General features: G+C 46.0%; 14 protein-coding genes, 2 tRNA genes and 1 other RNA gene. 13 read left to right on the top strand and 4 right to left on the bottom strand.

Features of this window, described 5'->3' with window-relative positions; all coding sequences use genetic code 11:
• Window positions 1-227: 227 nt before the first annotated feature.
• Together ACR0QN_RS05925 and ACR0QN_RS05920 are read left to right on the top strand one after the other, a co-directional pair.
• Entirely contained in the window at window positions 228-1,187 is a 960-nt protein-coding gene (locus ACR0QN_RS05925; protein ID WP_432650275.1) for a DUF6076 domain-containing protein, read from the top strand.
• 136 nt (window positions 1,188-1,323) lie between these two features.
• The gene (locus ACR0QN_RS05920; protein WP_432650274.1) at window positions 1,324-2,535 is read left to right on the top strand and encodes a tyrosine-type recombinase/integrase; all 1,212 of its coding nucleotides are present in this window, start codon (window positions 1,324-1,326) and stop codon (window positions 2,533-2,535) included.
• 96 nt (window positions 2,536-2,631) lie between these two features.
• Here the strand turns inward: ACR0QN_RS05920 and ACR0QN_RS05915 are convergent.
• Window positions 2,632-2,709, bottom strand: a tRNA-Pro gene (locus ACR0QN_RS05915).
• Window positions 2,710-3,002: 293 nt separating this feature from the next.
• Here ACR0QN_RS05915 and ACR0QN_RS05910 point away from each other — a divergent pair.
• From ACR0QN_RS05910 to ACR0QN_RS05885, 6 genes are all read left to right on the top strand, one after another.
• Window positions 3,003-5,123 (top strand): ComEC/Rec2 family competence protein, encoded by a 2,121-nt coding sequence (locus ACR0QN_RS05910; RefSeq protein WP_432650273.1) that lies wholly within the window; start codon window positions 3,003-3,005, stop codon window positions 5,121-5,123.
• Window positions 5,111-6,190: a DNA polymerase III subunit delta gene (gene holA / locus ACR0QN_RS05905; RefSeq protein ID WP_432650272.1), complete on the top strand. Its 1,080-nt coding sequence runs from the start codon at window positions 5,111-5,113 to the stop codon at window positions 6,188-6,190. Before ACR0QN_RS05910 ends, holA begins: the two co-directional genes overlap by 13 nt.
• 138 nt (window positions 6,191-6,328) lie before the next feature.
• Window positions 6,329-6,934: a toprim domain-containing protein gene (locus tag ACR0QN_RS05900; protein ID WP_432650271.1), complete on the top strand. Its 606-nt coding sequence runs from the start codon at window positions 6,329-6,331 to the stop codon at window positions 6,932-6,934.
• Window positions 6,935-6,987: 53 nt separating this feature from the next.
• The gene (locus tag ACR0QN_RS05895) at window positions 6,988-8,400 is read left to right on the top strand and encodes an MBOAT family O-acyltransferase (RefSeq protein ID WP_432650270.1); all 1,413 of its coding nucleotides are present in this window, start codon (window positions 6,988-6,990) and stop codon (window positions 8,398-8,400) included.
• Window positions 8,401-8,414: 14 nt separating this feature from the next.
• A complete protein-coding gene (locus ACR0QN_RS05890; protein ID WP_432650269.1) occupies window positions 8,415-9,605 on the top strand; it encodes a DHHW family protein in 1,191 nt (396 codons plus the stop codon).
• A gap of 104 nt (window positions 9,606-9,709) precedes the next feature.
• Entirely contained in the window at window positions 9,710-10,327 is a 618-nt protein-coding gene (locus tag ACR0QN_RS05885; protein ID WP_432650268.1) for a hypothetical protein, read from the top strand.
• A 63-nt stretch (window positions 10,328-10,390) separates the two neighbouring features.
• On the opposite strand, the gene ssrS is transcribed toward ACR0QN_RS05885, so the two are convergent.
• Window positions 10,391-10,591, bottom strand: a non-coding RNA gene (gene ssrS / locus ACR0QN_RS05880) — 6S RNA.
• A 99-nt stretch (window positions 10,592-10,690) separates the two neighbouring features.
• A complete protein-coding gene (locus ACR0QN_RS05875) occupies window positions 10,691-10,993 on the bottom strand; it encodes a DUF1292 domain-containing protein (protein ID WP_432650267.1) in 303 nt (100 codons plus the stop codon).
• Between the two features lie 2,099 nt (window positions 10,994-13,092).
• Between ACR0QN_RS05875 and ACR0QN_RS05870 the strand changes: the two genes are divergently transcribed.
• From ACR0QN_RS05870 to ACR0QN_RS05855, 4 genes are all read left to right on the top strand, one after another.
• Window positions 13,093-15,147, top strand: a complete 2,055-nt coding sequence (locus ACR0QN_RS05870; RefSeq protein ID WP_432650266.1) for a dynamin family protein — start codon at window positions 13,093-13,095, stop codon at window positions 15,145-15,147.
• A 14-nt stretch (window positions 15,148-15,161) separates the two neighbouring features.
• Complete coding sequence (locus tag ACR0QN_RS05865) at window positions 15,162-16,136, top strand: hypothetical protein (protein WP_432650265.1); 975 nt, start codon at window positions 15,162-15,164, stop codon at window positions 16,134-16,136.
• 15 nt (window positions 16,137-16,151) lie between these two features.
• Entirely contained in the window at window positions 16,152-17,888 is a 1,737-nt protein-coding gene (locus ACR0QN_RS05860; RefSeq protein WP_432650264.1) for a dynamin family protein, read from the top strand.
• 188 nt (window positions 17,889-18,076) lie between these two features.
• A complete protein-coding gene (locus ACR0QN_RS05855) occupies window positions 18,077-18,658 on the top strand; it encodes a hypothetical protein (protein ID WP_432650263.1) in 582 nt (193 codons plus the stop codon).
• 196 nt (window positions 18,659-18,854) lie between these two features.
• Here ACR0QN_RS05855 and ACR0QN_RS05850 read toward each other — a convergent pair.
• Window positions 18,855-18,931 (bottom strand) — tRNA-Arg (locus ACR0QN_RS05850).
• Between the two features lie 151 nt (window positions 18,932-19,082).
• Between ACR0QN_RS05850 and ACR0QN_RS05845 the strand changes: the two genes are divergently transcribed.
• On the top strand, window positions 19,083-20,156 hold the full coding sequence (locus ACR0QN_RS05845; RefSeq protein ID WP_432650262.1) for a branched-chain amino acid aminotransferase: 1,074 nt from the start codon (window positions 19,083-19,085) through the stop codon (window positions 20,154-20,156).
• Window positions 20,157-20,197: the final 41 nt, after the last annotated feature.

Here is a 20,197-nt window from a genome sequence, read left to right as displayed (position 1 = left end):
AAATAAATATATCTATCGAATTATCTTGATTATAGCGCAGTCAGCTCTCAAAGTCAAGTAGGTTTTTTGCAATTTGTATAATTTCGTATAATTTGAATAAAACCGTGTGAGTTTTTTGCAACAGTTTTGCTATTGCCTTTTCCGAAAAAATTTGGTATAATCGAAAATGAGCCAAGAAGATAGACGGAAATAGATTTGAAGCGTTTTTTTGAAATGGGGCTGATTTAATGGCGGATTACAAGTTTTTTGCGGATATGTGCATAGCAATATGCGTTGACTGTGACAATTTGAAGGAAATAATCATATACGGAGAGCCGAAAAAGGTGTTCAGATATATAAATGGTGGGATTTTTGCAGATAAAAGTGTAGAAAAAGCCGAAAGAGAGATAGGTTCGTTCCTGTTTGATCTTTCTTCCGACTGCAAAATGCTCAACTATCTTAAAGGCAGGAGCGTTGCCGTTCCCGATGATAACGTAACGTGCGGTTATCTGAGAAAAGTAATTGACAAGGCTCTGTCCGATAGTATTAGTGAGGACGAGTTGGAGTGGCTGTGCGATCATCTGGAAATAACTCAAACTCCATTGATAAATGAGGACTTTGTATATCATCAGCGTCATATCAGCTTTACTCCTTCGAGAGATCCGAACACAGACCAGGCTATTGAATTTCTGCTGGGCAGATACGTCAAGGACGATATGCCTATGATGATAATCAAGGGCAAGAACGGTTCGGAATACGCTGTTACGGACGTTTCCTTGGTGTCAATGGTCGAATACTATATCCGGCTGCTTTACAGCAAGAGCCTTTTTCCGAGATACTGTCTGAACTGCGGAAAGCTGTTCATTGCTAAATCGAGCCTGTTTGATGTGCTTTGCTCCGATGCCTGCAGGAAACAGAGAAATTCCGAAAAGCTGAGCAGATACAAAGAAAAACACAATGATGAATATGAAGCTCAATATATGAAAGTGTATCAGCGTTGGTACACAAGAATAAGGCGAGCAAAGGAGAAAGGGCAGTTGACAGGAGATAATTTGCAGCTTTGCAATGACATCTTCTCCAATTTCACATCGGAAAGCTATGAAAAGCGTAACGGTGTCCGAAACGGCGAAATATCGCCCGAAGCGTTTTCTGAATGGATAGATAATTTTGAAATTCAGATGAATATGCTCTGGGCTGATATAAAGTAAGTGCTTTTTGTGCTTACAAAAAAATCTCCCCGTCTGCGGCAACAGACAGGGAGATTTAGAAGGTATCCACCCAGAAAGGACAGATTCCAGTCCACACGTTATTTGTCCTTTCGCAACAACGAAAGGAGTAATGTTTATGAACATTACAAAAAGAGAAAGTGCTTACCGTATCAGGGTGTTCTGCGGTAAGAATGAAAAAGGAACACCCAAGTTTGTGTATCAGACTATAAGGTTTGATGATCCACGCTTCGAGGGTATGACCGAGAAAAAACGTGACAAGGCGGTTGAAGCGATAGGCTTTGAATTTGAACAGCAGATCAATTCACTTGCCATATTGCCCACCATCACATTCAGAGCCTTTGCGGAGAAGTGGTTTACGGATTATGCCAATATTCAGCAGACTACAACCACTCGTGAACGCTGCGAGGATTTCAAGGAAAGGACTTATGAAACTATCGGTGATTTGCGAATGGATAAGATAAAGACTATCCACATTCAGGATTTCATCAATTCGCTTACAAAGCCCGGTGTTAACAAGACCAACCCCGAAAAGGGACTTTCCTACAAGACGATAAAGCATTACCGCTCATTTATTTCGGAAGTGTTCGATTACGCTATCCGTATCGAAATGCTCACCAAGAACCCTTGTACCAACGTCAAGCTCCCTCCTCCGAATCAGGCTGAAAGAAAAATCTATACGCCCGAACAGGCAGAGGAGTTTGTTGAGCTGCTGTATTCCGAAGCACCGCTTAAATATCAGCTTTTCGCTTCTATTGCCATTATCTGTGGACTCAGGCGTTCGGAAATAGTAGGTCTGAGATTCAGCGACATCAATATTGACACCCACATTCTCAGGATCGAGAGGGCTGCCAACTATTCAAGGAAAAAGAAAGAGATGTACGTGGGCAATACCAAAACGGCAAGCTCCGTAAGAATGATAAAGCTCCCTCAGATCATTATTGATCTTTTCCTCAGATACAAGTCACAGGAAATGAACAGCAAGAAGTTTATGGGGATAAGGCACACCGATGATGACTATCTTTTCTGTGACACTACATACACAAAGATAATGTATAACGGTCTGCCCTACAATTATCTCAAAAAGATGTGCAAGAAGCACGGTATGGACTTTTACGGTATCCACTCTATGCGTCATTTCGTAGCTTCGGCTATGATCGCAAAGGGTACAGACGTAAAGACTGTTGCCGATATTTTAGGACATTCGAATCCAAATACGACTTTATCTGTATATACTCACGCCTTCAACGAGGTCAAGGCAAAAGCCACAGACGAGATCGTAGATATGCTTCATCTGAACAAGAAATTCGGCTCCCGTAAGACGAGCTGAATTCAAAGTTGTCCAAAAGTTGTCCAAGACAAATAATCTTATATAAGAATAACCTCTCAACTGACGCATCTAAGCCATTTGAGAGGTTATTTCATCTGGTCGGAGTGACGGGACTTGAACCCACGGCCTCTACCACCCCAAGGTAGCGCTCTAGCCAAACTGAGCTACACCCCGACGCATTTATTGATTTGTCTTTAGGAGCTCTCTCCCGACGACTATTATATTATATCACAGGCAAATACATTTGTCAAGCATTTTTTTGAATTTTTTCGGAGAAATTTGCCTGCCTGAAAACGGCTTGCCTGCGAAGAATATAGTGATTATGAATTCTTGCGGGATTTTTGTTTACATTTTAGAAATAATGGCAGTTAAATCTTCGTAAAGCAATGCGCCCGACCTTGACATTTTTCCTTATAATATGGTATAATATCCCCGTCAGCGTTACTAAATTCGGGGAAGGATAGTCTATGACACGAAAAGCGGCGGTTTTGGGACTGGGATATCTGGCAGGTCTGCTATTGGCTTCGTTTCTGGCTCTGTGGCTGTCGGGCATAGCGGGCGGACTGCTTCTGTGCTTCGGAGCGGCGGTGATATTCATTGTCCGCCCCGAAAAAAGCGGCCGGTTCTTTGCATTTTCGGCGGCAGCGCTTTCCTGCGGCATAGGTATGCTCCTTTACAGCGGCTATGACGCATTTGTGTACCGTGATATCGTCTCCCGAAGCGGCGTGTCATTTGAGGGCAGCGCAGTTATAAAGGACGTGAGCGTCTACTCCGAGGACAGCGCATTCTGCACCGCACGTGTGGAGCTTCCGGGCGGAAAAAAGGCGGATATCGGCTGGTATGCAAATGACAGCGATATTGTGAGAGGGGACAGGGCATACCTTTCGGGAACTCTCTATGCACCGGAAAATACGGGCTTTTTCAACTCCGCCGACTATTACCGTTCCCGGAATATCTTTCTGCTTTTAGATACGGACACCGAGGAATATTTCCCGAAGGAGCATAATATTTTCCGCACCCTTCGTGATCTCCGCCAAAATGCCGCCCTTATTATCCGAAGATACGTTCCCTCGGACGAGGGAGAGCTTCTTATCGGAATGATATTCGGCAGCGACGAGTGGAATATATCTCCGGAAGCGGAAAGGTGTTTGTACCGTTCGGGCGTGGGACACATTGCCTCTGTTTCGGGAATGCATATGGCTGTTGCCGCAGGCATAGCCTCAGCCGCCGCTATTGCCTTGTCAATGACCAAACGGGGAAAGCTGCTTCTTGTGACGGCAGTATGCCTTGTGTTCACCCTTACCGCAGATATGAGCTTGTCGGTCATCAGAGCCTTTATAATGACCATTCTCGTGTACTCGGCGGAGCTTTTCAAAAGGCAGAGCGACCCTTTGTCATCGCTGTCTGCAGCTGCCTTTATCCTTACCGTCGGGACACCATTTGTTGTCAGAAGCACATCATTTTTGCTGTCCTTTTCGGGAGTGTTCGGAGCGGCTGTCCTTGCCCCCTTTGTTACGGAAAATGTGAAAAAAGCCTATGAGAACAGGTTCGGAAAGAAAATGGGTGAAAAATCCGGGCTGACAAGCTCTGTTCTGACGGCTGTATGCGCTTCGGCGGCGGTCATACCCGCATCTATGCTCTGTCTTGACGAGCTGTCTGTGGTGTCGCCCGTTACAAATCTTCTGCTGTCCCCGTTTTTTACGGCGGCAATGATGATAGCTATGACGGGAGCGGTGCTTACGGTGCTGCCGGTTTCCTGGCTTTCGGGAGGACTTTTCCTTGTGAGCGGAGCCATATGCCGTCCTGTGCTGTGGGCTGCGGAAAAAATAGGCTCCTTGTCTTTTGCGGCGCTCCCCTCGGGAACCGAGATAGCCCCTCCAATGATCGGACTTGTAATAATTTCCGCAGGAGCAGCCGCACTTGTTATGAAAAACAGGTCAGCGGTGATACTGACCGTTTCGGCGGCGGTGTTTTCGGCAGCGGCGGCAATAACGGTCTACAGGGCTGTTCCATACGAATATACAAGGATAGCGCTTCTTACCGAGGGAAAAGGCTGCGTGCTCATAATATCCGAGGGGCAGTATTCCGAAATATTTGACTTTATGGGAAACAGGAAAAGCATAAAAGCGGCAGAGCGTTATATTTCCCGAAACGATACGGGAACGGTGGGAATGGTATTCCTGACGAAAAATGCGGACTATGCCGCACCCCTATACAAAAAAGCTTTCCCCAAAGCTCAGATAGTGTCATCAAGCGGAAATAACGGCTTGACATATGAGACGGAAGGTAATATAATTAAATTCGGCAGCATATACTGCCGTCCTAACAAAGACTATTGCATAATTGAAGCAGGGGGAGCGAAACTCATCAGCATTGACCGCAAATGCGCTCCGCCCGATGAAAGCTTCGATATGTGTATCTATAACTGCACCGCCGAGGTGCCTGTCCGTGCGGATATTTATCTGACAGCGAACAAAAATTACAAGGGACTGCTACCCGCAGATGAAACTATCGTAAAAGGCAGCGGAGAATTTATCGCAAGTGGCGGAGAAATATATGTGAGAGAGGATAGAAAATGGCTTCGATAAACGAAAAAGAGCTTTCAAGAATAATAAAAAGCGGCGAGCTGTCGGGAGCCTACTATCTCTACGGCACCGACCGCTACGCCATAGAAAAATACTGTCGGGCAATGGTTGCAAAGACGGTAAAAAAGGGCGATGAAGCCTATAATCTCCACCGTTTCGAGGGACGTGACCTTGATGTGGAGGGGCTTGTTGAGGTATGCGACGCATTTCCTATGTTTGCGGACAAGCTGTGCATTACCGTCAGCGACCTGGATATGGAGGAGGAAACGAAACAGCGGCAGGGACACAAATCCATTACCGCCGACCGTATGAAGCTCCTCACCGAAGCAGTCTCGGACATTCCCGACACAACGGTGCTTGTTTTCTATACTCCGAACATTGATGTGTGCGGCGGAAAAAAGAAGCCCACCGCCAAGAACAAAAAGCTTATCGACCTTGTGGCAAAGCACGGCACAGTCTGCGAGATAAATGTGAAAAGCAGAGCGGAAAATATTAAAATGATCTCTTCGCTTATCTCAAAGCAGGGCTGTACCATTGACGAGCGTGCCGCAGGACTGATACTCGACCGATGCGGCGGCGATATGAATATGGCAGTAAACGAGACGGACAAGCTTGCCGCCTATGCAAACGGGGGACATATCACCGAAAATGATGTGGCGCTCCTTACGCCCGACAGCTCCGACGCAAAGTCATACGACCTTGCAAATGCGGTTGCCGCAGGAAATATGAGCCGTGCAACACAGCTTTACAGCGAGCTTATGGACGACCCCGAAAATACTCCCGTGTATCTTCTCTACGTCCTTGCAGGCAGTATGAATGACCTTTACAGAGCACGGCTTGCCCTTGACAGCGGCAAGAGCATAGGAAATGTTATGCAGGATTTCGGATATGCCGCAAATCTTGAATTTCGTGTAAAAAACGCCTTTTCATCTGTGAGAAAAATGAGCACCGAGAAGCTGAGACGGTGTCTTGAGATACTTGCAGACGCAGATATGGCAATGAAAACAGGCGCAGGAGACCCCGAGGTGATACTTGAAAAAGCCATCGTCTCAATGCTCTCGGAAAGATAAGTCTGAAAATCAAAGATTTTCAAACCGAGTTTTGTTTCTTTGGCTGACGCCAAAGATTTCCTTGCGGAAATTTTTAATTGCCATAACCACCAAAACTCTCGGGCAGGGAATGGTTATAAAAAAGAAGGAAGAATAATTTTGATAAACATAGACAAGGCTGTTGTGGTAGAGGGGAAGTATGACAAGATAAAGCTTTCCTCGGTCATAAACGGCGTAATAATCTGCACCGACGGCTTTCAGATATTTAAGGACAAGGATAAAATGAGCATAATCCGTCATTATGCGGAAAAAACGGGCATAATAATCCTGACCGACAGCGACAGCGCAGGCTTCAAGATAAGAAATTACCTTAAAGGCGCAGTAAAAAACGGCAGTATCACAAACGTGTACATTCCCGATATTTTTGGCAAGGAGCGGCGCAAGGCAGAGCCGTCTAAAGAGGGTAAGCTTGGCGTTGAGGGAATGAGCGAGGAGATACTCCTTGAAGCCTTCCGCAGGGCAGGGGTGTCCTGCACAGAGGGGGAGAAAAAAACAGGCGGCATTGACAAAATGCTACTTTACGAGCTGGGGTATTCGGGTGCGCCCGATGCGTCCCTGCGGCGCAGAGAGCTTCTTAAAAGGCTGGGACTTCCCGAGCTTATGACAACTGCCGCCATTGCGGATATACTTAATACTATGATGACCGCCGACGAGCTGAGAGAGATAACAGAAGAGCTTTGCGGCGCAGACGTGAAGGGAGACTAATAAATTTGGTTTTTTCGGAGCTGAGCTTTTTATATTTTTTCCTCCCAATAGTAATGCTCTTGTATTTTGTTTCGGGCAATAAGCTCAGAAACATCATCATCTTCATTACGGGACTGCTTTTCTACGCCTGGGGAGAGCCTTTTTATGTCATAATAATGCTGCTGTCAACGGCAATAGACTATACCGCAGGCAGGCTTATGGACAAGTACGATGACGATAACAAAAAAAGGAAAATATGCCTTATCGTTTCAATTTGTATGAACGTGGGGCTTCTTGCGGTGTTCAAATACAGCGATTTTATTTTCGACAGCATAAACGCCCTGCTGGGAACGGAGCTTACAAATCCCGTTGTACTTGTAAATCGTGGGCTTAATAAAATATACCCCTTTGGACTTAACGAAAAGCGTGTGGATCTGCCTGTGGGCATATCCTTCTTCACCTTCCAGTCAATGTCCTATACAATTGACCTTTATCTGAGAAATATCAGCGTGCAGAAAAGCTTTCTTAATTTCGCCTCCTACGTGTCCCTTTTCCCTCAGATAGTAGCGGGACCTATCGTAAGATACGATCAGGTGGCAGGGGAGCTGGAGTCACGTTCTGTGACGGTTCCGAAAATAAGTGCAGGAATATCCCTGTTCGTCAAGGGACTTGCAAAAAAAGTTCTCCTTGCCAATAACGTGGGCGCAATATGGTCCGAGGTAAAGGCAATGGATTATGGGCAGATATCTGCGGCTACGGCGTGGCTTGGAATACTTGCATTTACCTTTCAGATATACTTTGATTTCTCGGGCTATTCGGATATGGCAAGCGGACTTGGCAAAATGCTGGGCTTTGAGTTCCCGAAAAACTTCGACCACCCCTATATATCGAAATCGGTCAGCGAATTCTGGCGCAGGTGGCATATTACGCTGGGCAGCTGGTTCAAGTCATACGTCTATATCCCTCTCGGCGGCAACCGATGCGGCGCATTTAAGACCTACAGAAACCTTTTCATCGTCTGGGCGCTGACGGGTCTGTGGCACGGGGCAAGCTGGAATTTCGTGCTGTGGGGACTTTATTTCGGCGTTCTCATAATCATCGAGCGGCTTGGCTTCGGCAAGGTGCTTGAAAAGCTGCCCTCCGGAATAAGTATGCTGTATACATTCCTTGCGGTGGTGTTCGGCTGGGTGCTTTTCGATACGGACACCCTTTCGGACGCAGGACGTTTTATCGCCGCAATGTTCGGCGCAGGGGGAGCGGCAGTTGACGGATATTTCAAATACACTCTCGTTTCAAACTGCTTCCTTCTTGTGATGTGCATACTCATTTCGGGCGGCATCGGCAGCAGGATAGCGGAGTACGCCGGAGAAAAAAGCAGGAGCTTCAAAGCGATATCCACAACCGTTCTCGTAACGGGCGGACTGCTTCTCTGCACCGCCTATCTTGTGGACGCTTCCTACAATCCGTTTTTGTATTTCAGATTTTAAAAGGGTGAAGGCATATGAGTAAAAATAAAACAGCAAAGACCCGTTCGGCTGCCGAAAAAGCCCGGAGCACGGAGGTCATAACTTCGATCGTCACCGTACTGCTGTTTTTCGGTATTCTCACAGGACTTGGGCTGGGGACGGTATTTTCCGAGAAGGAAAGCTTTTCGGAGACCCAGAACAGAAAGCTTGCGGATTTTCCCGAGCTTACGGGCAAAAACATCTACAGCGGAAAATTCACAAGCGGAGTGGAGGATTATGTTTCCGACCATTTTGCAGGTCACGACGGCTGGATAGCCGCAAAGACCGCCGCCGAGCTTCTGACGGGAAAAAGAGAGCGCAATGACATCTATATCCTTGAAAACAGGCTTGTGGAAAAGATACCCGAGCCGGATATGGAAGAGGTACAGAAAAGCATTGAGGGCATAAAAAAATTTGCGGAGGACAACCATATCTCCCCCTATGTGATGATAGTCCCCACACAGGCGGAAATTTATAAAAACGAGCTGCCTGCCAATGCCCCTAACCCCGACCAGCAGGCGTTTATAAACGGGGTGTATTCCCAGCTTGAAGGCAGCGCTGTTCCCATTGACGTGTACTCCACCCTCAGCGCCAACAAGGACAGCTATATCTATTACAGAACAGACCACCATTGGACGACACAGGGCGCATTTCTCGCCTACATTGCCGCTGCAAGAAAGATGGATATAATGCCCCTTACCGAGGGCAGCTATGATATAGACCACGCCTCCGACTCATTTAAGGGAACCTTCTATTCCAAGGTGCTTTACGAGGGAATAGAGCCCGACAGCATAGACCTTTGGCTCCCTGCCGACAGGGGAGAGGAGCCTGAGGTGGAGATATATTCCACTTTCGGCGCAGAGCCTGAGCTGCACGAAGGAATGTATTTCAGAGAGTATCTTGAGGTCAAGGACAAATACAGCACCTTTTTCGGCACCAATCAGCCTATGGTCACCGTCCGCACAGGAAACGAGGGGGGAAAGCTGCTTGTTTTCAAGGACAGCTATGCCCATTGCTTCGTACCTTTTATGACCGAGCATTTCAGCGAGATAACAATGGTAGACCTGCGCTACATTCAGATGTCCTACAATGATATAATTGACGTTTCCGATTATGACAAGGTGATGTTTTTATACAATGCGTCCACCTTTATGTCGGACAGAAATCTGAAAAAGCTGATGTATTAAATATTCTGCTCCGTTTCCGACGAGTCTCGGGAGCGGAGCTTTTTGTTGACAAATGAAAATGGCTGTGGTATAATTTACAAAATGATTTAAAGGGGTGTGGCATTATGCTTAAAATGATAAAAGGAGCGCAGGTCACTAATGGAGACAGCCTTACGCAGGGCTATAATATAGTTGAAGGTATGATATCAGCTAATGTTGATGCAGATAATATCCGCAATGTATTTGAAGGATTTTTGGAAATCAACCGTAATGAGTCTTTGTTTTTATTTATTGAAGTACCGTCAAGGTTAGACGATGAAACTGTGACGGAAACATTTGAGGACGGCGGCGTTGCTATAGAAACGACGCATAATGATGTATATTACCTCGACGGTATTTCGGCGGCGGCTTTGCGGGAATTGTTTGAAATGTTTTACGAGATACTTGTAAATGACGGGCTTTCGGCTTTCGGAGTAGGCAACCCTTACGGCGAGGAGGTCGGAAAATATAAGTATAATGTGATGAAATTATACAGCAAAGAGCCTGAAAAATATGCTTGTATTTTTGAAAGCTTGGGAATAAACAAAACCGATGAACTGATAACGGCTTGGAATACGTTTTCCGAAAAAACGCCCGGAATAAGTGAAAAGTATTCGGACAGCGAAGGCAGGGACATATACGATATTATCGAGATTTTATCCGAAGAAGGCTTGTACAAAGCGGAGATGAGGGAGTCTGAGTAAAATTTTGTTTAAGAAAGAACAAAAAAACAGCCTCGGCAAAAAACCGGGGCTGTACAGTTTTCAATAAATACCGCCTTGCCGCCATGTGGCGAATAAAACCCGCACAAAGCAGGTGGGCAACAGCCCTTCGTTTTCACGCTCCCTGCGTCCGTTGATCCGCACATCTAATGCGGCGGGAGGTCTGCAATCCGCCGAAGGAGACTGAATCCCTATATAAAAGTGTTGGATTATAAAACCACACTTTATCGGTCAAGGCAGAATTTCTTTCTGTAATTGTAGTATATCACAACCGGAATGAAAAATCAATAGAAATTTCTGTTAATTTTGCACTCTGAAATTTGTAGAAATACTATAAAAACGTAATTATTCCTCGTAGGTCTCGGAAAGTCTGTCCATAAAGATCTGACCGATCCTCTCGTACTCGGCGTCATCGTCAATGGAAGCAAGAGTTTCCTCGCCGTTTTCGTCTTCCTCGCTGCGGAGAATAACAAGCTCGGTGTCAGCCTCGACCATATCCTCGGGATTTTCATAATAAGGAACGAGAGCATAATACAGCTCGCCCTCATCGGTCTCATAGGTGTCCATAAGCTCGAAGGTCTGCTCAACGCCTTCTTCATCTACCAAGGTGTAGAGATCGACGCCCATATCTTCAAAATTTTCAGCCATTTCCGAAACCTCCTGTTATTTTTAGTATTGTATATGCGTCCATAAGCGGGAATATTCGGGATATATTTCCAAATAGTTCCTGCCCTGTGACGTCTCAACATTTTTATTTTACCACTATTTCCCCAAAATGTCAATATTGAAAATTCATAAAAATTATGCACAAAAGATATGCACTATTTTATCTCAAAAACTATTGACTTTTGCTAAAGAGTGTGGTATATTATTATCAAGGAAAGGGAAAGACCAAGAAAGTAAGCCGAAGGGCTGAAGGGTTTCCCGGATCCCAAGAACAGCAGGCTTTCAACGTAAAGTATTCTGCAAGAAAGTTTGGAAAGGAAGGCGAGTCCGATGGCAGACGTTACAGAACAGCAGTTTTCAGCGGGAATGTCCGGGGTTGTACCCCACAGTGGCTCGTTTGTACGGCAGGACTTTTGAGAAAAAATAAGAGGGAGTCTAAAGGTAATGTGGTTTGCACCACTCACTCCGATTTATAAAACGAATGGTTTTTCAAAGTCTTAAAGGTCATAAATGTTACGAGCCGCAGTCATCACAGAATGATATGCGGTATTTTTATACTCTCTTTGCTGTGGCGGACATTCCCAAGCATTAAGATGAAAGGGATTATTCCGATGGAGTAAAGGAAATTTTTTTCGGACTTAGATGACAGTTCAGAGATGTGACAGCAGAGGTTATCGGCTCCGCCGTCCGCAGGTGCCGGGATGTTCTTCCCCCGGTCGGCAGTGACATTTCAAAGGCGGGTGCTTAAAATCCGAAAGGGTTGATCGCTATGAAAATGAGGTATTATCTTAAAATTTCGTAGGATTGGAGTGAGTCCGACAGGTAATTAAGCTTTACCGCAAATGGCCGAAAGGCTGCGGCAGGAATGAAATTTATTCCGAAAGGGATTGATTACAATGATCACGAAAGGTTATCACGATCTGAATATTTGATAAATAACCCAAGGGAGTGAGTCCGACAGGTAATTAAGCTTTACCGCAGATAGCCGAAAGGCTGCGGCAGGAATGAAATTTATTCCGAAAGGGATTGATTACAATGATCACGAAAGGTTATCACGATCTGAATATTTGATAAATAACTCAAGGGAGTGAGTCCGACAGGTAATTAAGCTTTACCGCAGATAGCCGAAAGGCTTCGGCAGGATGTTTATTATTCCGAAAGGGATTGATTACAATGATCACGAAAGGTTATCACGATCTGAATATTTGATAAATAACCCAAGGGAGTGAGTCCGACAGGTACTTGAATTTTACCGCAATTAGCCGAAAGGCTGCGGCAGGTTGTAAAAAATTCCGAAAGGATCGATTTTATATGATTTGGACACGCCTTACCGAATATTAAAAATATGGGAGTGAGTCCAATGGCATAATAAAGTGCCGATGTCCTTCACGGACATTACAGTTATACAAAAATCTGAGATAGGTCGGGAGTCCGATGGAAAAGTAATTTTTCTTCAATTATCAAAAAATCTGTAGATATGGAGTGTTTCCGATGGCACGTTAAAACTGCTCCGAATACCAAAATCTTATGATATGGAGATCAGTCCGATGGAAAGTTAAGTTCTGATTTTAATTTCAAATTTTTAAAGTCCGGAGTGAGTCCAATGGATCGCTGAAACGTATCCGCATAATAATGCTTTATATAGATAGGCTTTTCGATGTACTGTACTACTGTAATGAAATGAGTGATGATATATGAAGATTATCACAGCACGCAGAATGAACGCTATGTTTTGAACTACAGGGAGTGGGTCCGCCTAACTATCTAAATTAAATATCGGAAATATAAGAAGTCCTGTAATGTCTTGCGGGGCTTCTTTTTTTGCCTTTGGTAATCGTTTTGTAACCTTTTTCTTTCCTTAAAATGTAAAAATAGGTAAATTTGTATAGTATTACCAAAAACAAGTCTGTGATTTTTCTGTTTTAAGAGTCGCCGCTCATTGACTTTATTAAGAAAAATATGATATAATATTATCAATATGGGCTGATAATATTTTGCGGTCTGTGCGCCGAGGGTATCAGACTGCGTTCCTTTAAATACCGCATCGGGACTTTGTGCGGAATAATCACAGGAGGTTTATAATGGAACAACAGACTTATGATTTTGCGAGCTATACCTCGTTTCGGGAAACTGTCAATGACCTGACCGAATCCCTTGAGCAGCTCAAAGAGTATGCTACTTCCCTCAATCTCGAAAATACCGCCCGCTCCATCGGGGACATTATCGAAAAATCAGCAGGCGATCACTTTGAGGTCGCTATTGTGGGCGAGTTCAAAAGAGGAAAGAGTACCCTTATCAACGCCCTGCTGGGTCAGGAGGTATTGCCTGCGGACGTTCTTCCCGCAACGGCTACTCTGAACCGCGTTACATACAGCAAGGATCCTTATGTTGTTGTTGAGTACAAGGACGGCACCAGCGAAAAGGTCGATATAAACCATCTTGCGGATTATGTCACAAAGCTTTCCTACGAATCGGAAAAAAAGGCGGAGACCGTTAAGGAAGCCACCGTTTACTACGACACCGACTTCTGCAAAAATCACGTTGACATCATAGACACTCCGGGTCTGAACGACGACGAGCAGATGACCAATGTAACTATGTCTATCCTTCCCGAGATAGACGCTGCTGTTTTCGTTATCAGCGCAAATTCGCCCTTTTCACAGTTTGAAAAAGAATTTCTCGAAAATAAGATGCTCACCAGCGACTTAGGACGTATCATCTTCGCAGTAAACTGCTTCGGCACCTTCTCCAAGGAGGACGAGGACAGAATTGTGGAGACCGTTGAAAAGCGCATATGCAGCTATGTAATGGATAAGGCGAAAAAGGTAATGGGCGAAAATTCCAAGGAGTTTGCCGTTTACAAGCGCAAGATAGGCAAGCCCAAGGTTATCGGCGTTTACGCTAAGAAAGCCCTTATCGCAAAGGAAAACAAGGACGAACAGATGCTCATCGAGAGTAATTTCCCCACATTCGAAAGCGTTCTTGAAACAATGCTCACCAAGGAGAGAGGCTCCATCACTCTCCAGATACTTGCAAACAAGATAATAAGCTCCGGCTCAGAGATAATCAACTCCATCGTTATCCACGAGAACGCTCTCGTTATGGAAACAGATGAGTTTATGGAAAAGTATCAGCTTGCCATTGAGGAGATCGAGGAGATACGTACCAAAAAGCGTGAGGAGTTTGTCCGCATAAACAACGCTGCCAACAAGGTATTTGAACAGCTGCAGCCTATCCTTGATGATTACTGGGTAAAGATCGAGGAGACCGCTATGCAGGTAATTGACGATTACCAGATGGCAGGGGAGGACCTCAAGCGTGAAAAGCTCAAGATAGTTTACGAGAAGCTCACTCAGAAGATAAAGGAAAATATCGAGAACAAGGCTCAGCTCATCTGCGAGCAGATCCAGAACGATATCAACGTTGGTCTCTCCGAGGAGGCTGTACGTCTCCAGTCCTTCCAGGACGAATTCTTCGAGTCCTTGAACCGTATCCAGGAGCTGTTCTCTATGCCTGCAAAGCGCAATAGGAACGGCGGCGTTGCCGACAGTATTATCGGCTCCGTTATCGGCACAGGCGGTATCGGGGGACTGTTCATCGGCTTCAGAGAGGCAGGCGTGAAGGGCGCACTTCTGGGCGGACTTACGGGTCTTACCACCTGGCTTGCCACATCTTTCCTTCTCGTTACCACCGTTGTGGGCGGCGCATTCCTTACCCCCGCAGGTATCTGCATTATGGCTCTCGCAGGTTTTGCAGGCACATTTACGGGCAAGTTCGCCGTTGACAAGTTCCTTGTACAGGAGCGTATCGACAAGTTCAAGGTGAATATGAAGGCAACTGTCAAGAAGCAGTTCCACGAAATGAAGATAAATTCCGACTTTACCGAATCTGTACGTCAGCAGGTCTACAACTCATTCTCGGGACTTAAAGCTCAGATCGAGCAGGAGACCGAGATAATCCTGAAGGATACCCAGAAAACTCTCGATGACCTGAACGATGTCAAGCAGCAGAAAAAGGTTATGTCCGACAACGAGAAGATCAGGCTTCAGAGCATTGCCGAGAATGTGGGCGGTATGCTTGCGGATACCTACAATCTCCACAGGGCTCTCACCGAGATCCTGTCCGATGAAGAATAAGGGGAGGGCAGGCAATGACAGATTCTTACAATCCTCTTATGGATATCAACACCTCCTTCTGCGACTATCTTGTGGAGCGTACACGTTCCTATCAGGAGCACGTGGTAGGCGGCACTCTCGACTACGCATTCGACGCAGATTTTGCAATGCGCCAGAAAATAGGCGGCATTTCGGGCTGGTCAAGGCTTTATAAGGCTATCGTCAGCAACGATATCCCCGGACGCTTCAAGAGATATTTCCAGAGCAGCGACAGCGCAAGCTCTATGCAGTATGCCAAGGCTTACGAGGCTGCCAAAAAATGCAGCGAGAGACTGCAGATAAGTCTCCCTGTTGTCCTTGTGAGAAAAGCAGGAGATGTTCCCGAGATAATGTCTATGGCAGGCGAGGGCATTGAGCCTTGTATCGTTATGACCAGCGATATCGCCGAGAGCTTTTCCATTGACGAGCTTCGCTTCCTCGTAGGCTGCGAATGCGGCAGGCTCCAGAACAGGCACTCCGCCTTCAACTATGCCTTCACCTATCCCGGCATAAGCAGAGGAGATACCTCCGCAGACGCCGAGAACGGCGGAAAAAGCAATGTGAGAGAGCTTAACTACGTTCTCAACAAGTGGATAATCTCGGGAGATATCACCGCCGACAGAGCAGGCATAATCTGCCTGGACAACCCTGCGGATTTCCCCCAGATATACGCTTCCATAAGGAAAAAAGGCGTTCCCGATTCTTTCGGAAACGTTAACAAGGACATTGACATAGACGCAATACTGAAACATTATGAAGCCCTCCACATCACTCCCGTCAGGGATCTTAATATGGACGGCTGCTCCCCCGATGAAAGGCGTATTGCTGCGGCAATGGAATTTATCGGCTGCGAGATACTTTACATCTGGCGCCCCGATCTTTCTTCGCCGTCGGGACACGTGGGCAGCAAGCAGTCCCTTGAGATCCGCTGCGATATCATCGCAAATTCCGACAGCGGACATTCTGCGTAAAGGAGGATCCCTCAGATGGAAAAAAATTACGATAATGCCGCCGCTGATATTGCGTTTGTCAGAGGCGAGCTGTCCAAGCTTGTAAGCGACCCCGAGCTTGTGGCGATACTCGGAGACGAGGCTGTGGAGAGAATGTCCAAGTGGGATTCCATTATCGCAAAGAAAATGGATCAGCCCTTCTCTCTTATGGTCACAGGCGATTTCAAGCGTGGAAAAAGTACGATAATAAACGCAATTTTAGGGCGTTCCATAGCCCCGGTAAATGTTGCCCCCGAGACCTTTACGGTAAACTGCATTTCCTACGGCGAAAGGCCCTCGGTGGAGGCTGTTCTCAAAAACGAAAAGAGAGTTACCCTCACCCCCGACGACCTGAGCCGTGACAGGCTTTCCGACCTGTTGGATTTCTTCCCCGGCGAGCTGGATTACATTGACGTAAGAAGCGACGCTCCCATTTTAAAGGAAATTCAGATAGTCGATACCCCGGGTCTCAGCGACCTTGACGACCTTGACAAGCAGGTAAAGGAGTTCCTTATCAAGGCGGACGCACTTATCTACGTGGCATCTGCCCTGTCTCCATTTTCCGAGTCCGAGCAGTTCTTCATAGCCGAGCACATCGTTCCTCAGAATTTCAGCAAGGTATTCGTGCTTGTTAATATGATAGACGCAATGGATTCTATGGAGGACATTGAAAAGGTAGTTGGACGTATCCGTGAGATATGCTCTCAGATAATCCCCAACGCCGAGGTATACGGTATAAGCGGCATTGACGAGTACCGTCGAAAGATAGGTCTCAACCGTCCCGATATCAAGGGCTTCCAGGATTATTACGAAAACCAGTTCCTTAAATTTGAGCTTGCACTTTCAAGGGAGATAATCGTTCAGAAGGACACTATCCGCACTCAGAGAGTGTTCTCAATGCTGAGACTTATGCTTACAGACACCCTTAACCGTCTCAATATGATAAGCGATATGATGAAGATGGACAGGGAAAATCTGGACAAGCTTTCCGTTGATTTCGAGCGTGAATGTACCACCCTTGCGGCGGCTCTTGACAATCAGAAGCCCAAGATAATCCTCTCCATCACCGAGATGATGCAGGAAGCGGAGCACTGGATGTACGAGTTCTTCACCAAGCTCAGAGAGGACATTCTTGCCTGCCGCACCACCGCCAAGGACGAGGACGTGGAGAGACATTTCTACTCATACCTTATGGACAAGGTGGGCGAGGCATACAGAAAATGCCTTGAGATACATCACTCCCGTCTGAACGACGTTATAAACGATATGGCTGCCGAGCTTTCAAGAAAGCTGGGAATAGAAAGTCTTGCAGGGGCAAGGATATCCTGCAGCGAAACGGTGAACGTGAACACCTTTGTTGCGGATAAGATAAGAGAGGCGGCTTCTCAGGGCGCAGACCGTGAAATGGGCTTCCCCTCAACGACCATACCCTTCTTCAAGAACATTCTGAAAAAGAAGCGTCAGTCGGAGATAATCGACTCCGCTCTGGAAAATTACGACGACATCAGAAACAACACCATCAAGGATCTGAAGGTGTGCTACAAAAATCTGGAGGAGTTTGCCCTATCTCAGCTTGACGAGATATACCGCACTCAGGTAGAAGTGGGCAGAGAGACCGTTGCAGCGGCAATGGAAATGGCTAAATCCCGAAAGGATTCCGAGCTTCTCAGCAGAAACCTTGAAAAGGCTTCTGAGATCGTTATCGGAGCAGTTTCGGTGCTGAAGAAATACTAAGTGATATGGCGGCAGACGAATATGTTCTGCCGCTTTTTATACAAAGTATACAAGTACAGAAATTTAAATTTTAAGTATATGCAAAATTACCATTGAATTTTATGGAAAGGTGTGATATAATATACAATAGCATTTTTATACATTAAAGTAAGGAGGGGCTGTTTTTGTCTTTGAAAAGGTATCATACTTTGTATCCGTGCAGCATTTTCAGAGCGCAGATAGTTTTCAAAAACGTGGCTCCTCCCGATGATAAGTGGGCGGAGGGCGTTCTCTGCCGTGATCATGAGGGGAATTTCTCCATAATAAACCGTAAGGCAGGAGATGGAGAATATGCTCTCGACCCTGTGTTCATTGACACTCTCGGTCTTGCTTCGGGCTTTAAGGACGGCGGCAAAAGAGACATTTTCGAGGGAGATATTATACGCATTTGCCGATTTTTCGGCGGAAATATATCCGATAACAAACCTGCCGAAAACGTTTCCGAGCAGCAGGAGGACGAAATGCCCGAGCGCAGAGTTTTTGCGGATATCCCCGAGGGAGCAGAACAGCTTTCCTGCCTTGAAGGCGTTGTGTTTATGAACGGGGGAGTTTTCTTTATCCAGTTTTATGACGAGGCTTCAAAGGCTCTTAACGCTATGCCCCTTTATATGTTTTTCGGCTTCGATATGCTCCCTGCCGAGGGTGCGGCGGTGAAGGTCATCGGCAATATGTACGATGACGAGGAGCTTTTTGCGAGGACTCTCAGGCTTTCGGATAATGTACAGAATTAAAAAGGACTGCTTGCGTTTTGCGAGGCAGTCCTTTTTGCAGCTAATTATAAATTTCAGGGTCAGAATATTCTTTATAATTTATTATTTATTCTTTTTTTTCTTAATTCGTTAAAATGATGCTGCTTTAAAATAATAAAGAAGAAATAAAAAAGAATAAAGATAACAAAAAAAGCCCGTAAACCGGACTTCAGATGTGTGGCGTCCCCGGCGGGATTTGAACCCACGGCCTTTCGCTTAGGAGGCGAACGCTCTATCCTGCTGAGCTACGGAGACATTTTCTTCGTGACTTGTATATTATACCACAAAGAAATAAAAAATGCAATAGGTTTTTATATAACTTTTACTTGAAAATTTCGGGGGAATATGGTATAATTATATAAATTTAGATTTCATAGCAATTTTACATAAAAGGAGTATGTTTAATATGGAAATCAAAATCACCAAAACCACATCGCCCAAGGCTAAGCCTGCCGATGAGTCCAAGCTCGGTTTCGGCAAGATCTTCACCGACCATATGTTCCTTATGAACTATGACGAGGGACAGGGCTGGCACGACGCAAGGATCGTTCCCTACGGTCCTATCCCTATGGAGCCTTCTTCTATGTGCCTCCACTACGGTCAGGCTGACTTCGAGGGTCTCAAGGCTTACAGAACCGAGAGCGGAAAGATACAGCTTTTCCGTCCCGAGCAGAATATGGCGAGAATGAACGTGTCCAACGACCGTCTCTGCATTCCTCAGATCGACGAGAAGTTCTGTGTTGAAGCTATAAAGAAACTTGTTGAGGTAGACGCTGACTGGGTCCCTCATCAGTATGGCACATCTCTCTATATCCGTCCCTTTATCTTTGCGATTGACCCTATGCTGGGCGTTCACCCTGCAAAGCACCTTATTTTCTGCATTATGTGTTCTCCCGTTGGCGCATACTATGCAGCAGGTCTTGCTCCCGTTAAGATCTACGTTGAGCAGAATTACGTCAGAGCTGTAACAGGCGGTACGGGCTTCACAAAGGCTGCCGCTAACTATGCTATCTCCCTCAAGGCGCAGGAAGAGGCTGACAAGGCAGGCTATGAGCAGGTCCTCTGGCTTGACGGCGTTCACCGCAAGTACATAGATGAAGTAGGCGCTATGAACGTATTCTTCGTTGTTGACGGTGAAGTCATTACTCCCGGCCTTGAAAGAAAGTCCATTCTCAGCGGTATCACAAGAAAATCCTGCCTGGAGATTCTCAGACACAAGGGCTACAAGGTTACCGAAAGGGATATTGATATAGACGAGCTTGTCAAGGCTTATGACGAGGGCAAGTTTGACGAGGCATTCGGTACAGGTACCGCTGCTGTTATCTCTCCCATCGGCGAGCTGAAATACGGCGACAAGGTTATGACCCTCAATAACGGCGAGATAGGCCCTGTTTCCCAGATGCTGTACGATACTCTTACCGGTATCCAGTGGGGCAAGACAGAGGATCCCTTCGGCTGGACTGTTCCCGTTGTAGGCTAAAATTTACATTTAAAAATTATTATTGCCCGCACTTTCCGCAT

Origin of the sequence: Huintestinicola sp. (genome assembly GCF_050874005.1) — a bacterium.
GTDB lineage: Bacteria > Bacillota > Clostridia > Oscillospirales > Ruminococcaceae > Huintestinicola.
This window is presented reverse-complemented; position numbering and strand designations above follow the sequence as displayed.

Bases quoted from the DNA above. Each gene is read 5' to 3' on its own strand.
- ACR0QN_RS05925 (WP_432650275.1), top strand. From the start codon at position 228: ATGGCGGATTACAAGTTTTTTGCGGATATGTGCATAGCAATATGCGTT.
- ACR0QN_RS05920 (WP_432650274.1), top strand. From the start codon at position 1,324: ATGAACATTACAAAAAGAGAAAGTGCTTACCGTATCAGGGTGTTCTGC.
- ACR0QN_RS05910 (WP_432650273.1), top strand. From the start codon at position 3,003: ATGACACGAAAAGCGGCGGTTTTGGGACTGGGATATCTGGCAGGTCTG.
- holA (WP_432650272.1), top strand. From the start codon at position 5,111: ATGGCTTCGATAAACGAAAAAGAGCTTTCAAGAATAATAAAAAGCGGC.
- ACR0QN_RS05895 (WP_432650270.1), top strand. From the start codon at position 6,988: ATGCTCTTGTATTTTGTTTCGGGCAATAAGCTCAGAAACATCATCATC.
- ACR0QN_RS05890 (WP_432650269.1), top strand. From the start codon at position 8,415: ATGAGTAAAAATAAAACAGCAAAGACCCGTTCGGCTGCCGAAAAAGCC.
- ACR0QN_RS05885 (WP_432650268.1), top strand. From the start codon at position 9,710: ATGCTTAAAATGATAAAAGGAGCGCAGGTCACTAATGGAGACAGCCTT.
- ACR0QN_RS05875 (WP_432650267.1), bottom strand. From the start codon at position 10,993: ATGGCTGAAAATTTTGAAGATATGGGCGTCGATCTCTACACCTTGGTA.
- ACR0QN_RS05870 (WP_432650266.1), top strand. From the start codon at position 13,093: ATGGAACAACAGACTTATGATTTTGCGAGCTATACCTCGTTTCGGGAA.
- ACR0QN_RS05865 (WP_432650265.1), top strand. From the start codon at position 15,162: ATGACAGATTCTTACAATCCTCTTATGGATATCAACACCTCCTTCTGC.
- ACR0QN_RS05860 (WP_432650264.1), top strand. From the start codon at position 16,152: ATGGAAAAAAATTACGATAATGCCGCCGCTGATATTGCGTTTGTCAGA.
- ACR0QN_RS05845 (WP_432650262.1), top strand. From the start codon at position 19,083: ATGGAAATCAAAATCACCAAAACCACATCGCCCAAGGCTAAGCCTGCC.